Genomic DNA, 20912 nt, shown 5'->3' on the forward strand with positions numbered 1-20912 from the left:
GCACAATGCCGGGTCGCAGCGCTATACTCCCGGCAGGAATGCATAGGTTAGCCCGGATTCAGGCCTCCGCCATGCACATCACGCATGGGTCACGGCCGATCAATGTCAGAATCCTGCGCCCGGTCAGATAGTTACCTGGGTACCCACTTCAACCACCCGGCCGGTCGGGATCTGGAAATAGTCGGTGGCATCATTGGCGGACCGGCTCATCGCGATGAACAGGTGGTCCTGCCATTGCGGCATGCCGGACTGGGCCGACGGCTTCAGCGAGCGGCGTGACACGAAGAACGAGGTCGACATGATGTCGAACTGCCAGCCGAGCTTGCGCGCGACCGCCAGCGCCTTGGGCACGTTCGGCGATTCCATGTAGCCGAAGCGCAGCCGCACCGCGGTGAACTTGTCGCTCACCTTCTCCATGTTGACCCGCTCGGATAGATCGACGCGCGGCGTCGGTGCGGTCTCGATGGTCAGGATCACGTTGTGCTCGTGCAGCACCTTGTTGTGCTTGAGGTTGTGCAGCAGCGCGGTCGGCACGAAGCTCGGGTCGCTGGTCAGGAATACCGCGGTGCCCTTGACGATATGCGGCGGCCGCTTCTCCAGACTGTGGATCAGGTCGCGCAGCGGCACCTCGATGCGCCGGGTCTTGGCGACCAGGATGGCGGCGCCGCGGCGCCAGGTCCAGATCATCGTCGCCATGACCACGCCGAACAGCAGCGGCACCCACGCGCCCTCGAACAGCTTCAGGAGATTGGCGCTGAAGAAGGTCATGTCGACGATCACGAACGGCAGGATCAATGCCGCCGCCGACGCCATGCGCCAGTTCCACAGCTTCCAGATCACGATGAAGCCCATGATGCCGTCGGCGACCATGGTGGTAGAGACGGCGATGCCGTAGGCCGACGCCAGCCCGCTCGAGGTGCGGAACAGCAGCACCAGTAGCAGCACGCCGATCAGCAGCAGCCGGTTGACGCGCGGCAGATAGATCTGACCGGCATGGGTCTCCGAGGTGTAGCGGACCTCGAAGCGCGGCAAGAGCCCAAGTTGCACCGCCTGGCTGATCAGCGAATAGGCGCCGGTGATCACCGCCTGGCTCGCGATCACCGTCGCGGCGGTGGCGAGCCCGACCAGGGGCAGCAGCAGCACGTCGGGCACCATGCGGTAGAACGAGTTCTCGATCGCGCTGGGATCGGACAGCACCAGCGCGCCCTGCCCGAAATAGTTCAGCAGCAGCGAGGGCAGCACGAAGAACAACCAGCCGGACTGGATCGGCTTGCGGCCGAAATGCCCGAGATCGGCATACAGCGCCTCGCCGCCGGTCACCGCGAGGAACACCGCGCCCAGCGTCACCAGACCGATGGTGCCGTGGGTCAGCATGAACTGGAGCGCGTAATAGGGATTGATCGCCGCCAGCACCGACGGGTCGTCCATGATGTGAACGAGCCCCATCACCGCCAGCGAGGCGAACCACACCACCATCACCGGACCGAAGGCGGAAGCGACGCGCGCGGTGCCAGAACTCTGCACAGAGAACAGCACGACCAGGATCAGGATCGTCAGCGGCACCACATAGTGCTCGAGATGCGGGGTGGCGAGCTTGAGGCCTTCGACCGCCGACAGCACCGAGATCGCCGGCGTGATCATGGAATCGCCGATGAACATCGAGGCGCCGACCACGCCGAGCGCGAGCAGCGGCCAGCTGCGCCGACCGATCGCGCGCTGGCCGAGCGCCATCAGAGAGAGCGTGCCGCCCTCGCCATTGTTGTCGGCACGCAGCAGCAACAGCACGTATTTCGCGGTGACGACGGTGAACAGCGCCCACAGGATCAGGCTGAGCACGCCCAGCACCATGATGCGGGTGACCGGCTGGCCGTGCGCGGCGCCGCCGACCGCCTCACGGAATGCGTAGAGCGGCGAAGTTCCGATATCGCCGAACACCACCCCGATGCTGCCGAGTGTCAGGGCCCAGAAGCTGGAGGTCGGTTGTCCTTCCTGAGCTTCGGTAGATGAGACGCTGACAGCCATGGCGAGGTTGGAACGCCCGATCGGTTGATTTGATCCGCGCGGCTATCGACGCTTCCGCATCGCGTGTCAACCGCGCAACAATGGTAGTTGACGGTAGTATGGTAACCCAGAGCTACGGCTTCAGATCCGGCGGCAGCGGCGGATTTTCCCGCATCAACGTGATGGTCACGCGACGGTTGGCCGGCAGCGTCGGATCGTCGGGAAACAGCGGCTGGCCGTCGGCCTTGCCGGAAACCGCGAAAATATGCGACGGCGGCAGCCCTTCCCGCTCCAGGATCTGCCGCACCGCGTTGGCGCGGTCCGCGGACAAGTCGAAGCCGTCATAATCGCTGCGCGCCGGCACGAAGCCTGCGGCTGTATGCCCCACGATCGCAACCCGCAGCGGCGTCGCCTTCAGCGGCGCGGCCAGCTTCTGGATCAGCCGGCGGGTGCGGTCATACGGCTCCCTGGAGCCGTCCGCGAACATCGAGCGGCCGTCCTGGTCGACGATCTCGAGGTTGAGTCCCTCCTTGGTCTCCTCGAACATGATGTTCTTGGAGATCTCGGTCAGCTCCGGCATGTCCTGCAGCGCCTGGCGAAGCGAGGCCGAGGCGAGCGCGAATTCGCGGTCGATCTTCAGCCGCGCGCCGTTGATCTGGCTGCGCTCCTTCTCGTCCGGCGTCGGATTGGCCGAGGAGTCCTCCGGCGAGATGTGCTCGACGTTCTTCAGCTTCGGCCGGGTCGGCAGGCCGTCGGATTCGACGATGCCGGAATAGCGCACATTGGTCTGCACGCCGAAGGCATCGCGCATCGAGCCGGCGACGATCTTCAGCTTGTTGTTGTCCATGGTGGAGAACGCGACGAGCATCACGAAGAAGCTCATCATCAGGCCCATCAGGTCGGCGAAGGTCACGAACCAGCCGTGACCTCCGGTATGGGCGTCGCCGCGCTTTTTCTTGGCCATCGCTGCGTTTCCCGAAAGCGCGGTCCGGTCAGGCCGGAACCGGCTCGCCTTCCTCCTGGCGATGCTTCTCCGGCAGATAGGCCAGCAGCATCTCGCGCACCAGCGCCGGGCTCTTGGAGTCGCGGATCATCAGGATGCCGTCGATGATCAGCGTGCGGTTGGTCTCCTCGTCGAGCAGCTTGCCATGCAACTTGTCGGCAATCGGCAGGCAGAACAAATTGGCGACCAGCGCGCCGTACAGCGTCGCGAGCAGCGCGGTCGCCATGAACGGGCCGAGCTTGGAGGGGTCGGTCATGTTGGCGAACATCTGCACCATGCCGATCAGCGTGCCGATCATGCCGAACGCCGGAGCGCAGTCGCCGATCGCGCGATAGATCTTGCTGCCCTCGTCGAGGTGCATCAGGAAGTTGTCGCGGTCGCGCTCCATGTTGTCGCGGATGAATTCGAGGTCGTAACCGTCGGCGACGTAACGGATGCCCTTGGCGAGGAACGGCTCGTCGGTCTCGACCTTTTCCAGGCCGACCGGCCCCTGCTTGCGGGCGATCTCGGCGATGCGGGCGAGCTCGTCGACGAGGTCGCGGGCCGACAGCCGGCTCATCGTGAAGGCGAATTTGGCGCCGAGCGGCAGCCCATGCAGCATCACGCCCAGCGGGAAGCGGATCATCGTCGCCGCGATCGAGCCGCCGAAGATGATGATCATGGCGTGTTCGGAGATGAACATGTGCAGGTCGCCGCCCATGAACATCATCACCGCGATGACGATGATGCCAGCCAACAGCCCGGCGCCAGTCATGATATCCATAGGAGACTCCAACGCGTACGCAACCTGCCCGTCCTGGACGGCGCGCAGCCCAAGGCGGGCCGCGTGGAAAACCCTAACGTTAACGCCATTAAGGACGCGTTACCGAATTTGGTAGGGATAACAACGGGTAAACGCCGGTCTTTTCGCGATGTCGTTGAAGATGCTGGCTTTCCGCATGCGAGCCTGCCGTCGCATGCGCAAATCCCCTCCCCGTAGAACAACGGACATGGGATAGGTTTGCCGGAAGTGTATTCGCGCGAACTGGCTACCGGCTCGCGTGAAGAAGACGCGTCAACACAAGAATCCGGGGCCCCGTTCCGATTCAATCGGAGCGGAAAAGGGTCTCGAGGAAACCAACCAATGAGCAGGACAGGATGAAGGCCGTCGTCGTCGAGCAATACGCGCCAATCGATCAGATCGGGTTGAGGGAGATCGCCACCCCCGAACCCGGCCCCGGACAGATCCGAGTCCGGGTCCACGCCGCGAGCATCGGCTTCGTCGATGGGCTGAAGGTCGAGGGCCGCTACCAAACCAAGGATGCCCTGCCCTTTACGCCGGGCGCGGAATTCGCCGGCGTGGTCGATGCGGTCGCAGGCGACGTCGCCGGCATCGCGCCGGGCATGCGGGTGATGGGCGCGGCGCGCTCGGGCGCGCTGGCCGAGCACATCGTGGTGCCGCCCGACGCCGTCGAGATCATGCCCGACGGACTGTCGATGGAGGCCGCCGCGGCCTTTCGCACCAATTACCTCACCGCGCTCTATGCGCTCGGCGAGCGCGGCTCGCTCAAGGCCGGCGAGCAGTTGCTGGTGCTCGGCGCCGCCGGCGGCACCGGCATCGCCGCCATTCAAATCGGCAAGCTGCTCGGCGCGCGCGTCGTCGCCGCGGCCTCGACGGAGGAGAAGCGCAACTTCGCCGCAAGCTTCGGTGCCGACGCGGTCGTCGACTACACGAAGCCCGACTGGCGCGACGCGCTGAAGGACGCGACCGGCGGCCATGGCCCCGACGTGATCTTCGATCCGGTCGGCGGCGAGGTCTCGCTGCAGGCGTTCCGCTCGATCGCCTGGAACGGCCGCCATGTCGTGGTCGGCTTCGCGGCCGGCAGCATTCCCGCATTGCCGTTCAATCTGCCGCTCCTGAAAGGAGGCCTCCTGATCGGCGTCGATGCCGCCCAGATCGCGCGGCGCGAGCCCGAGGCGCAGGCGCGCGTGATGACGCAATTGTCGGCATGGCTGAACGATGGCCGACTGACGCCTGTTGTCGGTAAGGTGTTCGCATTCGACGATTTTCGCGCGGCCTTCACCACCATGCAGACCCGCGCGGCGCTCGGCAAGATGGTGGTGCGGATCGGGTCGTGAGAGAGGCAGCGCTATCGCCTCATCCTCGCTGCGTCCCTGCGAAAGCAGGGACCCATACGCCGCGGCGGACGTCGTGAACAGGGCTCGTCATTCCAGCGAAGCACACCAATCAGCGCTTGTGGTTATGGGTCCCTGCTTTCGCAGGGACGACACTGAATGTCGCAAGCCAAGCTTGCCTTGAGGGTCAGAAAAATACGCGACCCTCGCCAAGGTTCGCGAAAATTATCACAGGTTATTGTTACGCGGTTCTGTGCCGCCTTAGCGTTGCGGAGTACGGCATTCGGGGACGAAAAATGCAGGACATGCTGACGCATCTCGAAAAGCTTCGCCGCGACGCGGCGGAATGTGCGTTGATCCGAGACCTGGCGACTGACATGCGCAAGCGCGAGTTGTTCAGCAAGCTCGCCGAACATCTCACGGCCCTTGCCGCCGAGGTGGAGGAAACCATCAACGCAGCCCGCAAGGAGGACCAAGTCATCTAGCGAGGCCTACGTCGAGCGTTCGAAAGTATCGACACTTGTCGTGACGGCTCGCCACCAGTTCACGGGCTTCAGGGCCGCCGCTTCGCCCTCGCGGACCGCGACCAGCGCCTCGTCCGACATGGCAATTTGCCGGATGGAACCAACGTCGCAACGGCGCATTGTCATTTCACCCATCGGTTGACAGGTAATATGCCGCCAGTATCGGTAGACGTGCCGATGCTGTAGCATTGCTGGTTCGCCGAGGAGCCTATTCGCCGCAATGTGTTGTATTTCAGGATTCTTTGTCTTGGCACTTTTTGCACATCGAGCATCGAGCATCACGTCGCGATCGCGCGGGCGGATTACCACCAAAGAGGCGCGATGAAGACCGACAAGGCCATCTGGTACGTCTCGTTCGCCATGCGAAATCCTGACGCCGGACATCACCGCTTCGCGCGCCAGACCCGTACCTTCACGACCGAGCAGGACGCCAAGGCGTTTGCGCGCACGCTGCTCGTTCAGACGCAGGACGTCAGCGCCGGAACGATCAATCCGCACGCACCGCGACGCGTGATCGCACCGGCCGCGATCACGGCCTGGGCCGGCGACAGCTGAGGCTTCGCCGCCGTTGCTTCCTACAGGAAGCGCGAGGGCGCAAACGGGGCGAGCGGAATCTCCGGCGCCTTGCCGCTCAGGAGTTGCGCGACCAGCCGGCCGGTCCGGGCCGATCCGACCAGGCCGACATGGCCGTGGCCGAAGGCGTAGACCACATCGCGCGTGGCACGGGCATAACCGATGCAGGGGCGCCCGTCCGGCATGCTCGGCCGATGGCCGAACCAGGTCTTGATCCGCGATGGCGGAATATCCGTCGGCAGCTTCGGGAACATGCTGAAGAGGTGCTCGCGCAGGATCTCGGCGCGCTTCCAGTTCGGTGCTGCGTCAAGCCCCGCGATCTCCACCGTGCCGGCGGCGCGCAGGCCCTTGTCGGTCCAGTTGACAACCATCTTGGCATCCGAGGCCATCATCGAATTGCGCGGGCCGGATTCCGGATTCTCGATCATGACGTGATAGCCGCGCTCGGTCTCCAGCGGCAGCGGATCGCCGATCGAGGCGGTCAGTTGCCTGGAGCGCGCGCCCGCGGCGACGACGGCGGCGTCGCAGGCGATCTCGCCGCTCTCGGTGATCACAGCGACCAGCCTGTCACCGGCAAGCCTGAGGCCCGTTGCCTTGGCGGCGACGCGTTCGGCGCCGTTCGCGACGGCGTGCGCGGCAAGCGCCGCGATATAGGCGCCGGGATCGCGGCAGCGTCCCGCCTCCTCCACCACGACGCCGAATTTGTAGCGCGGATGCAGATCGGGCTCGCGCTGGCGCATCTCGTCTTCATCGAGCTCCAGCCATTCGATGCCGACGCGCTTGCGGATGCGCCAGCCGAGATCGCGGTCGAACGGCGCGCGTGAGGGAAACACGTGCATCACCCCGCGCCGCTCGATCAATTCGCCCACGCCGGCTTCCTCGGCGAGCTGCCGGTGCAGCAGCGGTGCATCCTTCAGGAGATCGCGCATCGCCCGCGCGGTGGCCTCGACCTGCGCCTCGGTCCGGCTCGACAGCAGATACTTGACCAGCCACGGCAAGGCCTTCGGCAGATACGACCAGCGGATCGCCAGCGGCCCGAGCGGATCCATCAGATAGCCCGGCACCTTCTTCCAGGTGCCCGGCTCGGCCGGCGGGATCACCGAATGCGACGACAGCCAACCGGCATTGCCGTAGCTCGCCGCCTGGGTGCCGCCGGGCTCGCCCGGATCGATCAAGGTTACGCTGTGGCCCGCACGCAGCGCCTCGATGGCGCTGATGACGCCGACCGCGCCGGCCCCGATGATCGCGACGTGACGGGACTTTTGTTTGGGCATGATCTCCTCGGAAAACCGCTTCGCACTTTTCCGGATCATGTCCTAGCGCGTGGCCTGCGGCGCAAAATCCTTGCCGACCGACAGCGCACGCTGATCGACCAGGCAGTGCAGGATCGCGGGCTTGCCGGAGGCCAGCGCGCGCTCGAACGCGGGCGCGAAGTCTTCGGTGCGCTCGACCCGCTCGCCATGGCCGCCGAACGCCTTGGCGTAAAGCGCGAAGTCCGGGTTCTTGAGCTGGGTGCCGACGACGCGGCCCGGATAGTCGCGCTCCTGATGCATGCGGATGGTGCCGTATTGCGCGTTGTCGATGACGACGACGATCAGCGGCGCGTCATACTGCACGGCGGTGGCGAACTCCTGCCCGTTCATCAGGAAGCAGCCGTCGCCGGCGAACGCCACGACGACCCGGTCCGGATGATGCCGCTTGGCCATCACAGCCGCCGGCACGCCGTAGCCCATCGAGCCCGAGGTCGGCGCGAGCTGCGCGGCGAAAGCGTGGAAGCGATGGTGGCGGTGAATCCAGCCGGCATAATTGCCGGCGCCGTTGCAGACGATGGCATCCTTCGGCAGGCGATCGCGCAGCCAGGTCACGACCTCGCCATACTGGAAGCTGCCCGGCAGCTCGCGCGGCTTGTCGGTCCAGGCGAGGTAATCCGCGTGCGCCTTGGCCGCCTCGCCCTTCCAGGCCGGCACTGCCGCCGGCATCATGGTCTCGACCGCGGCGGCAAAGGCCGCAGGCGTCGCCTGGATCGCCAGCGCCGGCTGGTAGACACGGCCGAGCTCCTCGGCGCCGGGATGGACATGGATCAGTTTCTGGCTCGGCACCGGAATGTCGAGCAGCGTGTAGGACGAGGACGGCATTTCCGACATGCGGCCGCCGATCAGGAGGATGACGTCGGCGCCGGTGATGCGATCCCTGAGCTTCGGACTCGGGCCGATGCCAAGATCGCCGGCATAATGCGAGTGGTCGGCGTCGAACAGCGAGGCGCGGCGGAACGAGGTGGCAACCGGCAGGTCGAAGCGCTCGGCGAAGCGCGCGATGCCCTTGGCGGCCTCCGCGGTCCAGGCCGAGCCACCGAGCACCACGATCGGCGCCTTGGCGCCGGCGAGCATGCTGCCGAGGCGCTCGAGATCGGCCGGCGCAGGCCAGGTCGCCGCAGGCTCGACCTTCGGCGCGTCGGCGACCGCGGCGGTTTCAGTCAGCATGTTCTCCGGCAGCGAGATCACCACCGGACCGGGCCGGCCCTGCAGCGCGACGCGGAAGGCGCGCGCGACCAGTTCCGGAATGCGATCCGGACGATCGATCTCGACCGCCCATTTCGCCATCGTGCCGAACACCGCCTTGTAGTCGAGTTCCTGGAATGCCTCGCGCTCGCGCATGCCGGTGTCGACCTGGCCGACGAACAGGATCATCGGGGTGGAGTCCTGCATCGCGATGTGCACGCCATGGGCGGCATTGGTCGAGCCCGGACCGCGGGTGACAAAGCAGATGCCCGGACGTCCCGTCAGCTTGCCATAGGCCTCCGCCATCATCGCGGCCCCGCCCTCGGCGCGGCAGATCACGACGTCGATCGGGCTGTCGTGCAAGGCGTCGAGCGCCGCCAGATAGCTCTCGCCCGGCACGCAGGTGACGCGCTCCACCCCTTGCGCGACCAGCTGGTCGATCAGGATCTGGCCTCCGGTGCGGGCATTGCTTTTGGTCATGAGGGCTCCCTGCAAGTACTGGCGCGCGTTTGGGCTTCGCTCGGATCGTGGTCCCACGGGGTATGATAGACGGAAATGGGGTGCAAGGCCGAAGCTGCGTCTCCCGCGCGCAGCGGCGCCAAGCCATGCGGTAGGCAATGGGCAACGCCGTTTCGTCATCGATTTCCGCAGAGCGGACGATCGCCGGCAGGATTGAAGCCGCCGGCCGGCAAGCAGCGCAGGTCACCGTCGGCCGGCTCCAGCGCGATCTCACCGCGCTCAAGCGGGACCGATGTCACGACGCCGGTCTGTGACCCCGATCGGGTCTCGCGCGGCATGATCAACCTGCGCGGGCTCCTTTCACGAACACCCGCATCGACGATGCGGCAGCCTGTCATCACGGAGGCGCCGACCGACGCAACAGAGCGCAGGCGAAAGAATGCTCGCACGCCACGTTGCCAAGACCGACAGCGCGTGGCCGCCGAGAAGATTGCAGTCAAGAACTCTCCGCTGCGCGCGATGGCGTGGCACAATCTGCATGAGCCACCGCGTTATGTGCACGATAACAATCATTAGGAGCGCACGCTTCTGCTTCCGTATGATTACGGTGCAGCGATCGGCCGCTTCGCATCTTCGTCGCCGGATCGCGTGGATTTCACGGCAAATCGCGGTGTTGCGCAACGTTTTCGGCTGCGCTCATCGCGAGCATCGCGCGTTCGACCTGCGCGAGTGCACGCGGCGCATTGCGCGCCCTTCTTGGTGGAACTCGAATCGCCTACCGTTCCACGCAGTCAGAAATTGTAAATCGTGTAGCGCACCTGCGTGGGGCCGGCGGTGGAAGGCATTCCGTCGCCGATCAGGTGCACCGTTTCAATTCACCAAGATCATTATCAAGGCTGGAGGCAATGCATGTTGGGGATGAAGAGCGTCGCAAGCGTGATCGGCTCGGACAGTTCGTATCGGCTGTTCGACGACATGCCGATCAGTGTCATGCTCTGCGAGCTGGACAATTTCAAAATCACCTACATCAACGAGTCGACGCGGCAGAACCTGAAGAAGATCGAGCATGTGCTGCCGGTGAAGGTCGACGCGCTGATCGGGCAATCGATCGATATCTTTCACAAGAACCCGCAGCATCAGCGCCGGCTGCTGTCCGACCCGAAGAACCTGCCGCACAAGGCGCGCATCACCATCGGCGGCGAGACGCTCGATCTCACCGTGACAGCCATGACCAATTCGCGCGGCCGCTACACCGGCCCGATGCTGACCTGGGAGCTAGCGACCGAGAAGGCGCGGCTTGAAACGCAGACCGAACGGCTGTTGCAAATGCTCGACAACATGCCGATCAACATCATGATGTGCGACACCGACTTCAACATCACCTACATCAACCAGACCAGCCTCAAGACGCTCGACACCGTGAAGCACTTGCTTCCGATGGCGCCGGACAAGATCCTCGGCAACTCGTTCGACATCTTCCACAAGAACCCGGCGCACCAGCGCCGCATCGTCGGCGATCCCAAGAACCTGCCGCATGCGGCCAAGATCAAGCTCGGTCCGGAAACGCTCGACCTGCGGGTCTCCGGGCTGACCGACAAGCGCGGCAACTACACCGGCGCGATGCTGAGCTGGTCGGTCGTGACTGGCAATGTGAAGCTGGCGGACGATTTCGAGAAAGACGTGAAGGGCCTTGCCGGGATGCTGGCGTCGGCGTCGACGCAAATGCAGGGCACGGCGCGATCGCTGACGACGACCGCCGAATTCGTCAATCAGCGCTCGGCGAGCGCGGCGTCCGCGTCCGAGGAGCTGTCGTCCTCGGTCAACGAGATCAGCCGCCAGGTGGCCGAGGCGAGCCGCATTGCCCGCATGGCGGTCGACGAAGCCGAGAAGTCCGACAAGCTGGTCGCGGGTCTCGTGACCATGGCGCAGAAGATCGGCGACGTCGTCGCCCTGATCAGCCAGATCGCCGGCCAGACCAACCTGCTTGCGCTCAACGCAACCATCGAATCCGCGCGGGCCGGTGAGGCCGGACGCGGCTTCGCCGTCGTCGCCTCCGAGGTGAAGGCGCTGGCCAACCAGACCGCCAAGGCCACGGAAGACATTTCGGCGCAGATCAACGAGATGCAGGCCGCGACCGGCAACACCGCCACGGCGCTGAAGGCGATCTCGCAGGTCATCGTCCAGATCAGCGAGATCTCGACCGTGATCGCCAGCGCGGTCGAGGAACAGGCCGCGGCCACCAAGGAGGTCACCGCAAACATCAACGGCACGACCAAGGCGATCGACGATGCCAGCAAGGCCGCCGAGAACGTGCTGGCGGCCTCCGGAGAGCTCGCCAGCAACGCCTCAGAGCTGGAAGTTCAGGTCGACAAGTTCCTCAAGAACGTGCGGGCGATGTAGCGGCGCACGGCCGAAGGAGATGAGCGCGCACTCACCCCTCCGCGTCATTGGGGCGATGCGCGAGCATCGAACCGGAATCTCAAGCCGCAACTTCGAGATTCCGGGTTCACGCTTCGCGTGCCCCGGAATGACGGCCAAAGACGCGCCCGCCTACAGCGAACGCGCGATCAGGAGCTTCATGATTTCGTTGGTGCCGCCATAGATCTTCTGGATGCGGGAATCGATGAACATGCGCGAGATCGGATATTCCTGCATGTAGCCGTAGCCGCCATGCAGCTGCAGGCATTCGTCGGCGGTCTCGACCTGCTTCTGCGAGCACCACCATTTCGCCATCGACGCCGTCACGGTGTCGAGGTCGCCGGCGACCAGGCGCTCGACGCACCAGTCGACGAACACGCGGGCGATCATCGCCTCGGTCTTGCGCTCGGCAAGCTTGAAGGCGGTGTTCTGGAATTCGAGCAGCGGCTTGCCGAACGCGGTGCGCTCCTTGGTGTATTCGGCGGTGATCCTGACCGCGCGCTCCATCGAGGCGACCGCGCCGATCGCGAGCGACAGCCGCTCCTGCGGCAATTGCTGCATCAGCTGTACGAAGCCGTTGCCCTCCTCGGCGCCGAGCAGGTTCTCCGGCGGCACCGTGACGTTATCGAAGAACAGCTCCGACGTGTCTGATGCGTGCAGCCCGATCTTGTCGAGGTTGCGCCCGCGCCGGTACCCCTCGGCGCCCGCGGTCTCAACCACGATCAGCGAGATGCCCTTGGCGCCCGGAGCCCCGGTCCGCGCCACCACGATGACGAGATCGGCGGCCTGGCCGTTGGTGATGAAAGTCTTCTGGCCGTTGATGACGTAGGAATTGCCCTGCTTCTTCGCCGTGGTCTTGACGGCCTGCAGATCGGAGCCGGTGCCCGGCTCGGTCATCGCGATGGCACCGACCATCTCGCCCGACGCCATCTTCGGCAGCCAGCGTTTCTTCTGCTCCTCCGAGCCGTAGTTGACGATGTAATGCGCGACGATCGCGCTGTGCACGGAGACGCCGGTGGTCAGCTCCGGCACCGTGCTCTCGAGGTCATCGAGCACGGCGGCGTCATAGGCGAAGCTGGCCCCTAAGCCGCCATAGGCCTCGGGCACGCTCGGCAGCAACGCGCCCATCTCGCCGAGCGCGCGCCAGGCCGAGCGATCGACCAGCTTCTGCTCGCGCCATTTTTCGGCGTGCGGCGCCAGATCCTTGGCGAGGAATTTGCGGAACTGGTCTCGGAAAGTGTCCAGCTCCTCGGTCATCCAGGACGATCGGTAGTGCATTCTGCCCTCGTGTTAAATCAGAAGACCGCCGCCGGCGACGATCACCTGACCACTGATGTAATTCGATTCCGGAGCGCAGAACAGATAGACCGCATCGGCCGCCTCCTCCGGCGTGCCGCCGCGGCCGAGGGGGATCATGCGGCCCATCGCCTCCAGCATCTGCGGCTGGACGCCGACCTTAATGTCGCGGCCGGCGACGTCGATGGTTTTCTGCTGGGTCTCGATCGGCTGGGTCAGGCGGGTGTTGATCAGGCCGAACGCCACGCAATTGACGTTGACCTTGTAGCGGCCCCACTCCTTGCACATCGTGCGCGTTAGCCCGATCAGCGAGGCTTTGGCGGACGAATAGCTCGCCTGCCCGGCATTGCCGTAGAGGCCCGCGATCGAGGAGATGTTGACGACCTTGCGGAATACCTCGCGGCCCGCCTCGGCCTCCCTCTTCGCCATCACTCGGATCGGCTCCGACGCCGCGCGCATGATGCGGAACGGGGCGACCAGATGGACGTCCAGCATCGCCTGGAACTGCTCGTCGGTCATCTTCTGGATCGTCGAGTCCCAGGTGTAGCCGGCATTGTTGACGATGATGTCGAGACCGCCGAACTGCTCGATCGCGGCGCCGACGAAGCGATCGGCAAAGCCGGCTTCGGTCACGCTGCCATTGACCGCGATCGCCTCGCCGCCCATGGCCTTGATCTCCGCGACGACCGCATCGCCCGGCTCGGCATCGAGGTCGTTGACCACGACGCGCGCGCCCTCGTTCGCGAGCTTCAGCGCAATCGCGCGCCCGATGCCGCGGCCGGAGCCTGAGACGAGCGCGACTTTGCCTTGCAGCTTTGACATTCAAACCTCCCTCAAACAACGTGATCTCTGCGGTATGCCCGCCTCACCTCGCCCCGCTTGCGGGGAGAGGTCGGAACGCATCGTCAGATGCGTTCCGGGTGAGGGGGTACAGGTCTCACCACCTCCAGAGTGCGCGGAAGCAGCCCCTCACCCCAACCCTCTCCCCGCAAGAGCGGGGCGAGGGAGCGCACAATCCTTCGTGGCGAGACTTTCGCGCTACAGCGCGATAACCGCCTCGCCGGCGAGCTTGATCTCGCCGTTCTGATCCCTGGTGGTCAGCGCGAGTTTTGCGCGCCTCTCACCGCCCTGCTCGACCAGCTCGGTCACCGTGCCCTCGCAGGTCAGCTTCGCGCCGAGCTGGGTGATCGCCGCAAAGCGGGTCGAGAACGAGCGGATGCGCGACGGCGCCACCGCGTCGGTCAGCGCCTGGCCGAGATAGCCCATCACCAGCATGCCGTGCGCGAACACGTCGGGGAAGCCGGCCGCCTTCGCGAAATCGATGTCGACATGGATCGGATTGTGATCGCCGGAGGCACCGCAATACAGCGCGAGGCGATGGCGGGTGATCGGTGGAAACTCCTTGTGGACGATGCGGTCGCCGACAGAGGGAGAGCTGCTCATGACGGCCTCGCATTGCGTACCACGACGGTGCGCGAGACATCGGCGACATGGACACCGTTCTGGTTGGTGACCGGGGTGTCGACCACGATCAGCGTCATCGCCCCGCCCTTCTTGTCGGTCACGCCAGTGACACGCGGATGGAAGGTCAAGGTGTCGCCGACGACCACGGGAGCGTGATAGTCGAAGCGCTGCTCGCCGTGCAGCACGCGGGCCAGATCGATGTCGAGCGCCGTGAGGAACTCGAACGGGTCAGGTGCATCCATCATCTCGAGGCAGAACAGATAGGTCGGCGGCACTGGCGCTGCCGTGAAGCCGGCCGCCTGTGCGGCCGCCTCGTCGCGATAGACGGCATTCGTCTCGCCGAGCGTATCGAGGAAGAAGCGCAGCCGCCCCGGCTCGACGCGCGCGGTCACAGGCGTAAATGTACGCCCGACAGCGGATTGATCGACCATGACGACCTCAGGCGCGTTCGTAGAGCGTCACGACGCAGGCGCCGCCGAGGCCGAGATTGTGCTGCAAACCGATCCGCGCGCCTTCCACTTGCGTCGCCGCAGCGGTGCCGCGCAGTTGCCGCGTCAGCTCATAGCACTGCGCAAGCCCGGTGGCGCCGAGCGGATGGCCCTTCGACAGCAACCCGCCGGACGGGTTGGTGACGATCCTGCCGCCATAGGAGTTGTCGCCGTCGTCGATGAATTTCGCGGCCTCGCCCTCGCCGCACAGGCCAAGCCCCTCATAGGTGATCAGCTCGTTGTGCGCGAAGCAGTCGTGCAGCTCGACGACGTCGAGATCATCAGGCCCGATGCCGGCGGCCTCATAGACCTTGCGCGCGGCATCCCGCGCCATGTCGTAGCCGACCACCTGCATCATGTCTGACGCACCGAAGGTCGAGGGCGTGTCGGTCGTCATCGCCTGCGCCGCGATGCGGACCTGCTTGTTGAGGCCGTGCTGGTCGGCGAATTTCTCCGAGACCAGGATCGCGGCGGCGCCGCCGCAGGTCGGCGGGCACGCCATCAGCCGCGTCATCACGCCGGGCCAGATCACCTGGTCGTTCATCACGTCGTCGGCGGTGACCTCTTTGCGGAACAGCGCCAGCGGATTGTTCTTGGCATGACGGCTCGCCTTGGCGCGCACTTTTGCAAAGGCGGAGAGCGGCGTGCCGTATTTCTTCATGTGGCTGAGGCCGGCGCCGCCGAAATAGCGCAGCGCCAGCGGCACGCCGGGCGCGTCGACCAGCTTGTCGGCCGCGGCGTCGAAATCGTCGAACGCACTGGGACGGTCGGTGAACACGGCCCCGAGCGCGCCGGGCTTCATCTGCTCGAAGCCGAGCGCCATCACGCAATCGGCCGCGCCCGACTCGATCGCCTGCCGCGCCAGGAACAGCGCGGTCGAGCCGGTCGAGCAGTTGTTGTTGACGTTGACGATCGGGATGCCGGTCATGCCGACCGGATAGAGCGCGCGCTGCCCGCAGGTGGAGTCGCCATAGACGTAGCCGACATAGGCCTGCTGCACGCGGCCGTAGTCGAGCCCGGCGTCGGCGAGCGCCAGCTTCGCCGCTTCGGCGCCCATCACGTGATACGGCGCATTGGCGCCGGGCTTGACGAACGGGATCATGCCGACCCCGGCAATATAGGTGCGTGACGTCATCGCGTGTCCTCCCGGAAATTACCCACTGGACTATTTGTTACCCATGGGTAATATACGGGCGATCTTCCGGAGTCAATGCGACAACAGCCGACGCGATGGACGCCCACTCCCCCTCTTCCAGCAACGAGTCGCCATGGCTGCCATTCGAAAGCCGGCGCCGCGCCCGCGACGAGAAGCGCGAGGCAGTGCTGCGCACGGCCGTAGCCCTGTTCCTTGAACAGGGCTATCACCGTGCCACGCTGAACGACGTCGCCAAGCGGCTCAACATCACCAAGCCGGCGCTCTACAACTACTTCCGCGGCAAGGACGAGATCCTGTTCGAGTGCTGGTCGATCGGCAATGAGCTGGTCGACGAATGCATTGCCGAGACGTCGGCGGGCGGCGGCTCGGGGCTCGACAAGCTGCGCAAGCTCACCGTCCGCTATGCCGAGCTGATGACCGCGGACTACGGCAAGAGCCTGGTCCGCTTCGACATCCGCGATCTCAGCGAGGACAACCGCAAGATCGTGCAGACTGCCAAGCGGCGGATCGACCGCGCCTTCCGCGACTATATCGCACAGGGCGTCGAAGACGGTTCGGTGAAACCGTGCGACCCGAAGCTCGCGGCTTTCGCCATTGCCGGCTCGCTGAACTGGATCGGCCACTGGTTCCAGCCGGGCGGCGAGCTGAGCGGACGTGCCGTCGCTGAGGAATTCGCGATCCGCCTCACCGAAGGCATCGCCAAAACAACAACGCAAATGACATCAACGCGCAAGACAACGGCGCACGAGAAGGCGGACAAACCGCCTCGCAAGGGAAACGCATCAAGGGAGGAGACGAGTGAACATCACGCACGGACTGCGGCGCGCGCTGCAGGTCAATCCAAACGGGCTCGCGGTCGTCTGCGGTGAGCGGCGGCGCAACTGGCGCGAGGTCGGCGAACGCGTCGCCCGCCTCGCCGCCGCGATCCGCGGCCTCGGCGCCCAGGACGGCGACCGCGTCGCGATCCTGTCGCTGAACTCCGACCGCTATCTCGAGCTCTACCTCGCCGTCGGCTGGGCCGGCGCCGTGATCGTGCCGCTCAACATCCGCTGGTCTCCGATCGAGAACGAGGACGCGCTGCGCGACTGCCGCGCAACGATCCTGTTCGTCGACAGGGCGTTTGCGCCGGTCGGCACGGCGCTGGCAGGCGCCGTCCCCGGCCTGCGGCTGGTCTATGCCGACGAGGGCGACACGCCTGCCGGCATGGAGAATTACGAGACGCTCATCGCGCGCAGCGCGCCTGTTCCGGATGCGATGCGCAGCCGCGACGACCTTGCCGGCATCTTCTACACCGGCGGCACCACCGGCCGCTCCAAGGGCGTGATGCTGAGCCACGGCAATCTGATGGCCAACGCGCTCAACGCGCTCGGCGAAGGCCTATGGCCGAGCAGCACGATCTATCTGCATGCGGCGCCGATGTTCCACCTCGCCAATGGCGCGGCGATGTATTCGGTGCTGCTGTCCGGAGGATCCAACGTCGTAATCCAGGGCTTTACGCCTGACGGCGTCGCGGCCGCCGTGCAGAAGGAGCGCATCACCGACGTGCTGCTGGTGCCGACCATGATCCAGATGTTCGTCGATCACCCGACGCTCGGCAATTACGACCTGTCGTCCTTGAAGCGGATCTCCTACGGTGCCTCTGTGATCAGCGACGCCGTGCTGATGCGCGCCATGAAGGCGCTGCCGCATGTCGAGTTCACGCAAGCCTACGGCATGACCGAGCTGTCGCCGATCGCGACCCTGCTGCACTGGAAGGAGCATATCGGCGACGGCCGCGCCAAGGGCCGGCACCGCGGCGCCGGCCGGGCGACGCTTGGCGCCGAGGTCAAGATCGTCGATGCGGAGGACAAGGTCGTGCCGACGGGTACCGTCGGCGAGATCGCGGTGCGCGGCGACATGGTGATGATGGGCTATTGGGAGCGGCCGGAGGAGACCGCGCGCGCCGTGATCGACGGCTGGATGCACACCGGCGACGGCGGCTACATGGACGAGGACGGCTTTGTCTACGTCGTCGACCGCGTCAAGGACATGATCATCTCCGGCGGCGAGAACGTCTATTCGGCCGAGGTCGAGAACGCGCTCGCCCAGCACGCGGCGGTGGCGCAATGCGCCGTGATTGGCATCCCGAGCGAACGCTGGGGCGAGCAGGTTCACGCCGTCGTGGTGATGAAGAGCGGCGCCAGCGCCACGCCAGAAGAGCTGATGGAGCACTGCAAGGCGCTGATCGCCGGCTACAAATGCCCGCGCAGCGTCGACATCACCGCGACGCCGCTGCCGCTCTCCGGCGCCGGCAAGATTTTAAAGCGCGAGCTGCGCAAGCCGTATTGGGAGAACCGCGAACGGCGGGTGAGCTGAGGGACAGCTCTCAACGTCACCCCCATCATTCCGGGGCGATGCGAAGCATCGAACCCGGAATCTCGAGATTCCGGGTCTGGCGCTAACGCGCCATCCCGGAATGACGATGTCTCATGACGCCATTCGACCGCGAGCGTTGACATCGGAGCGCACGGCCGATTGGATCGGTTCGAGATTCAATCCAGCGAGTTCCGATGTCCGCACCCGATACCAATACCGACGGCAAGCCCCGCCGCCTGATGCACCGCCGCTCCGTCGAATGTCTCGGCTATCTCCGTGACGACGGATTGTGGGAAGTCGAGGCGCGGCTGGTCGACACCAAACCCTATGCCCGACAGGACAAGCATCGCGGGCTGCAGCAGCCCGACGATCCCGTGCACGACATCCGCCTGCGGCTCGCGGTCGACGACAGTTTTACGATCCGCGAGACCGGCACCACGATGGCCTCAACGCCCTACCCGTCCTGCCTCGACGTCGAGGGCATCTTGCAGCGCCTGGTCGGCGAACGCATCGGCAAGGGCTGGCGCGAACTGGTCCGTCGCAAGATTGGCAAGCTCGAAACCTGCACCCATCTCGCCGAGCTGCTGGGTCCGGCGGTGACGACGCTGTTCCAGACCGCAACCTCCGGCAAGGACCCGCAGGGCCGCGGCGCGCTCGATCACCAGCGCGATGTCACCGAGCCGCCATTCTTCGTCGGCGGCTGCTATTCATGGCGGCTGGATGGGCCTGTCGTGGCCGAGACCTTTCCGCAGTTCGCGCAGAAGTCGACCGAGGCGAAGCACAGTTCGTGAGCGGTGCCCCGCCGCTGGCCAAGGCGAGTGCATGGTGCGCCGCTGCTGGAGCTCAAATGCAGCTCCTCGTCGCAGCTCTATCCCATTCACGCAGATGATCGAACGCGGCACTAGCTCTCCGGCACGCCGGCCATGCGCATTCCCTCATAAAAGCGCTTACGCTTGGCGAGCCATACCGGATTGTCGGACAGGAAGACGACATTGACGTCGTATCGACGAATGCTGAAGTTGGGATCAAGTGCCAGTCCGGCTTTGGCACTGGATCGTGCTTCCTCGAGGTCTCCCATCATGGCCAACGCGCCAGCCAAGTGAAAGTGAGCGAGCGCAAAATTGGGATTAGCCTCAATGCTCCGGCGAAGCCAGTCCAGCGCCTCGAGGTCTGCGTTGGTGCAGGACATCAACTTGGCCATCCCGACAACCATGATCCAGAGAAAGGCACGCGTATCGCGAGGGGACAGTCGTAACGCCTCTTGAATATGCCCCTCGACTTCCTCACCACGCCCCAGCGCATGCTTCCCGAGGCCAATGAACCCATGCGCATCGGCCAAATTCCGATCGAGCGCCAGCGCCTGGCGACATTCAGCGATACCCTTTGCAGCGCGGTGCGTCCGAATTTGAACCGCGCCGAGCAACATGTGGGCTCTGGGGTGATTGGGCGCACGCAACAATACGCCATTCAGCGCCTTCTCCGCGGCCCTGAAATATGCCGGTCCGTCATCGGCCATGGAGGAAGAACCGATCGCAAAATCGACCTGAGCCGCGGCAACCGCTGCTTCAATATTGTCGGGATCAAGCGCGAGGGCGCGCATGAAGAAATCCCTTGCTCGCGCCATAACTGCAGGCGCTATTCCTTTGTTCAGGACAGCCCTGCCCTGAAAATAGAGATCCATCGCGTCCGGCTGGGGCAACCGTTCTGCCCGTCGTGCTTCGGCCTTGATAAGCTCGGCGTTCAATGTATTGGCGAGCCGGGATACGATCTCATCCTGCATGTCCAGCAAGTCGGCAGCGGGCTTGTCGAAGCGCTCGGCCCACACATGGGCTCCGGTTTCCGTGTCAGTCAACTGAACGTTCAGGCGAAAGCGATTGCCGCCGCGTTGCACCGACCCTTCCAGCGCGTAACGGACATTCAATTCGCGACCGATCTCCCTCACGTCCACCGCCTTTCCCTTGAAGGTGAACGCAGTGCCCCGGCCGATGACGAACGCGCCGGCGATGCGCGACAGGTCGGTAGTCAGACTGTGAGTCACGCCATCGACAAAATATTCCTGCTCCAGATCGCCGCCAATATTTGTGAATGGTAGAACAACAATGGACAGGTGTGGGATCGAAGATGAACCCGCTGGCCTTCCGGCGTTGTCCGGCATCGACGAGGTCGTGACACTGGCAGAAGCCGGGCGGTCGGCCTGCTCGCCATCCACGACCAGCATGTAGCCGCGGCGAGGCAAGGTTCTCAGGGCCAATCGGCCCGCCCCTCCCAAGGCCTGCCTGATGTCGCCGATGGCCTGGACAAGCGAGTCTTCCGTGACCTCGCAGTCCGACCAGACCTCATCCAATATCTCGTCCTTATGCACCGGGCGCCCGACGCGTTGCGCGAGGAGCCGCAGCACCGCCCAGGCTTGAGGACGCAACGGCACGATGTCGCCGCGCCCGTCGAGCAGCAATTCGCGGGCCAGGTCCAAGGTCCGGTCGCCGATCACAATCGAAGGCTGCGATGACTTAAGCAAGAACGCCTCGTTGGGCCATTTCGGAAAATATCGGCAGAATATCGGCG

Annotated in this window: 20 protein-coding genes; 8 read left to right on the forward strand and 12 right to left on the reverse strand. The window is 65.0% G+C overall.

Translation table 11 applies throughout. The annotated features are described in order from the left end of the window. Window positions 1-123 precede the first annotated feature (123 nt). From J2R78_RS40445 to J2R78_RS40455, 3 genes are all read right to left on the reverse strand, one after another. Window positions 124-2022: a potassium transporter Kup gene (locus tag J2R78_RS40445; RefSeq protein WP_057019703.1), complete on the reverse strand. Its 1899-nt coding sequence runs from the start codon at window positions 2020-2022 to the stop codon at window positions 124-126. A 112-nt stretch (window positions 2023-2134) separates the two neighbouring features. After that, entirely contained in the window at window positions 2135-2965 is an 831-nt protein-coding gene (locus J2R78_RS40450) for a flagellar motor protein MotB (RefSeq protein ID WP_016848417.1), read from the reverse strand. A 28-nt stretch (window positions 2966-2993) separates the two neighbouring features. After that, the gene (locus J2R78_RS40455; RefSeq protein ID WP_016848416.1) at window positions 2994-3767 is read right to left on the reverse strand and encodes a motility protein A; all 774 of its coding nucleotides are present in this window, start codon (window positions 3765-3767) and stop codon (window positions 2994-2996) included. A gap of 374 nt (window positions 3768-4141) precedes the next feature. Here J2R78_RS40455 and J2R78_RS40460 point away from each other — a divergent pair, with 374 nt between their 5' ends. Next, complete coding sequence (locus tag J2R78_RS40460) at window positions 4142-5122, forward strand: NADPH:quinone oxidoreductase family protein (protein WP_253609157.1); 981 nt, start codon at window positions 4142-4144, stop codon at window positions 5120-5122. A gap of 293 nt (window positions 5123-5415) precedes the next feature. Further along, the gene (locus J2R78_RS40465) at window positions 5416-5604 is read left to right on the forward strand and encodes a hypothetical protein (RefSeq protein WP_016848414.1); all 189 of its coding nucleotides are present in this window, start codon (window positions 5416-5418) and stop codon (window positions 5602-5604) included. 6 nt (window positions 5605-5610) lie between these two features. Here the strand turns inward: J2R78_RS40465 and J2R78_RS40470 are convergent, their stop codons facing one another. Beyond that, window positions 5611-5922 (reverse strand): hypothetical protein, encoded by a 312-nt coding sequence (locus tag J2R78_RS40470; RefSeq protein WP_229189756.1) that lies wholly within the window; start codon window positions 5920-5922, stop codon window positions 5611-5613. A 42-nt stretch (window positions 5923-5964) separates the two neighbouring features. Between J2R78_RS40470 and J2R78_RS40475 the strand changes: the two genes are divergently transcribed. Next, window positions 5965-6198, forward strand: a complete 234-nt coding sequence (locus tag J2R78_RS40475) for a hypothetical protein (RefSeq protein ID WP_057019701.1) — start codon at window positions 5965-5967, stop codon at window positions 6196-6198. Between the two features lie 20 nt (window positions 6199-6218). On the opposite strand, the gene J2R78_RS40480 is transcribed toward J2R78_RS40475, so the two are convergent. Together J2R78_RS40480 and J2R78_RS40485 are read right to left on the reverse strand one after the other, a co-directional pair. Beyond that, the gene (locus J2R78_RS40480; protein WP_253609158.1) at window positions 6219-7490 is read right to left on the reverse strand and encodes an FAD-binding oxidoreductase; all 1272 of its coding nucleotides are present in this window, start codon (window positions 7488-7490) and stop codon (window positions 6219-6221) included. A gap of 42 nt (window positions 7491-7532) precedes the next feature. Continuing rightward, on the reverse strand, window positions 7533-9194 hold the full coding sequence (locus J2R78_RS40485) for a thiamine pyrophosphate-binding protein (protein WP_253587145.1): 1662 nt from the start codon (window positions 9192-9194) through the stop codon (window positions 7533-7535). A gap of 137 nt (window positions 9195-9331) precedes the next feature. Between J2R78_RS40485 and J2R78_RS40490 the strand changes: the two genes are divergently transcribed. After that, window positions 9332-9487, forward strand: coding sequence for a hypothetical protein (locus J2R78_RS40490; protein ID WP_253609159.1), 156 nt, complete (start codon window positions 9332-9334; stop codon window positions 9485-9487). Window positions 9488-10082: 595 nt separating this feature from the next. Next, a complete protein-coding gene (locus J2R78_RS40495; RefSeq protein WP_253609160.1) occupies window positions 10083-11573 on the forward strand; it encodes a methyl-accepting chemotaxis protein in 1491 nt (496 codons plus the stop codon). Between the two features lie 150 nt (window positions 11574-11723). Here the strand turns inward: J2R78_RS40495 and J2R78_RS40500 are convergent, their stop codons facing one another. From J2R78_RS40500 to J2R78_RS40520, 5 genes are all read right to left on the reverse strand, one after another. Further along, complete coding sequence (locus tag J2R78_RS40500; protein ID WP_057019698.1) at window positions 11724-12869, reverse strand: acyl-CoA dehydrogenase family protein; 1146 nt, start codon at window positions 12867-12869, stop codon at window positions 11724-11726. Window positions 12870-12881: 12 nt separating this feature from the next. Continuing rightward, entirely contained in the window at window positions 12882-13709 is an 828-nt protein-coding gene (locus J2R78_RS40505; protein WP_253609161.1) for an SDR family NAD(P)-dependent oxidoreductase, read from the reverse strand. Window positions 13710-13925: 216 nt separating this feature from the next. Beyond that, window positions 13926-14330 (reverse strand): MaoC family dehydratase, encoded by a 405-nt coding sequence (locus tag J2R78_RS40510; protein ID WP_225641440.1) that lies wholly within the window; start codon window positions 14328-14330, stop codon window positions 13926-13928. Continuing rightward, complete coding sequence (locus J2R78_RS40515; protein ID WP_253609162.1) at window positions 14327-14782, reverse strand: MaoC family dehydratase N-terminal domain-containing protein; 456 nt, start codon at window positions 14780-14782, stop codon at window positions 14327-14329. Before J2R78_RS40515 ends, J2R78_RS40510 begins: the two co-directional genes overlap by 4 nt. A 7-nt stretch (window positions 14783-14789) precedes the next feature. After that, window positions 14790-15974 carry a lipid-transfer protein gene (locus J2R78_RS40520; RefSeq protein WP_076826483.1) on the reverse strand — a complete coding sequence of 395 codons (1185 nt, stop codon included), beginning with the start codon at window positions 15972-15974 and terminating at the stop codon, window positions 14790-14792. 95 nt (window positions 15975-16069) lie between these two features. On the opposite strand from J2R78_RS40520, the gene J2R78_RS40525 reads away from it, so the two are divergent. The 3 genes from J2R78_RS40525 to J2R78_RS40535 all read left to right on the forward strand — a co-directional run bounded on the left by J2R78_RS40525 (window position 16070) and on the right by J2R78_RS40535 (window position 19141). After that, entirely contained in the window at window positions 16070-16864 is a 795-nt protein-coding gene (locus tag J2R78_RS40525; protein ID WP_141340558.1) for a TetR/AcrR family transcriptional regulator, read from the forward strand. Further along, window positions 16794-18350 carry a long-chain fatty acid--CoA ligase gene (locus J2R78_RS40530; RefSeq protein WP_253609163.1) on the forward strand — a complete coding sequence of 519 codons (1557 nt, stop codon included), beginning with the start codon at window positions 16794-16796 and terminating at the stop codon, window positions 18348-18350. The genes J2R78_RS40525 and J2R78_RS40530 overlap by 71 nt, the downstream gene beginning before the upstream one ends. Window positions 18351-18544: 194 nt before the next feature. Next, the gene (locus J2R78_RS40535) at window positions 18545-19141 is read left to right on the forward strand and encodes a DUF2889 domain-containing protein (RefSeq protein ID WP_253609164.1); all 597 of its coding nucleotides are present in this window, start codon (window positions 18545-18547) and stop codon (window positions 19139-19141) included. Window positions 19142-19251: 110 nt separating this feature from the next. Here the strand turns inward: J2R78_RS40535 and J2R78_RS40540 are convergent, their stop codons facing one another. Then, window positions 19252-20865: a winged helix-turn-helix domain-containing tetratricopeptide repeat protein gene (locus J2R78_RS40540; RefSeq protein WP_253609165.1), complete on the reverse strand. Its 1614-nt coding sequence runs from the start codon at window positions 20863-20865 to the stop codon at window positions 19252-19254. Window positions 20866-20912: the final 47 nt, after the last annotated feature.

Source organism: Bradyrhizobium sp. USDA 4538, from assembly GCF_024171045.1.
GTDB lineage: Bacteria > Pseudomonadota > Alphaproteobacteria > Rhizobiales > Xanthobacteraceae > Bradyrhizobium > Bradyrhizobium australafricanum.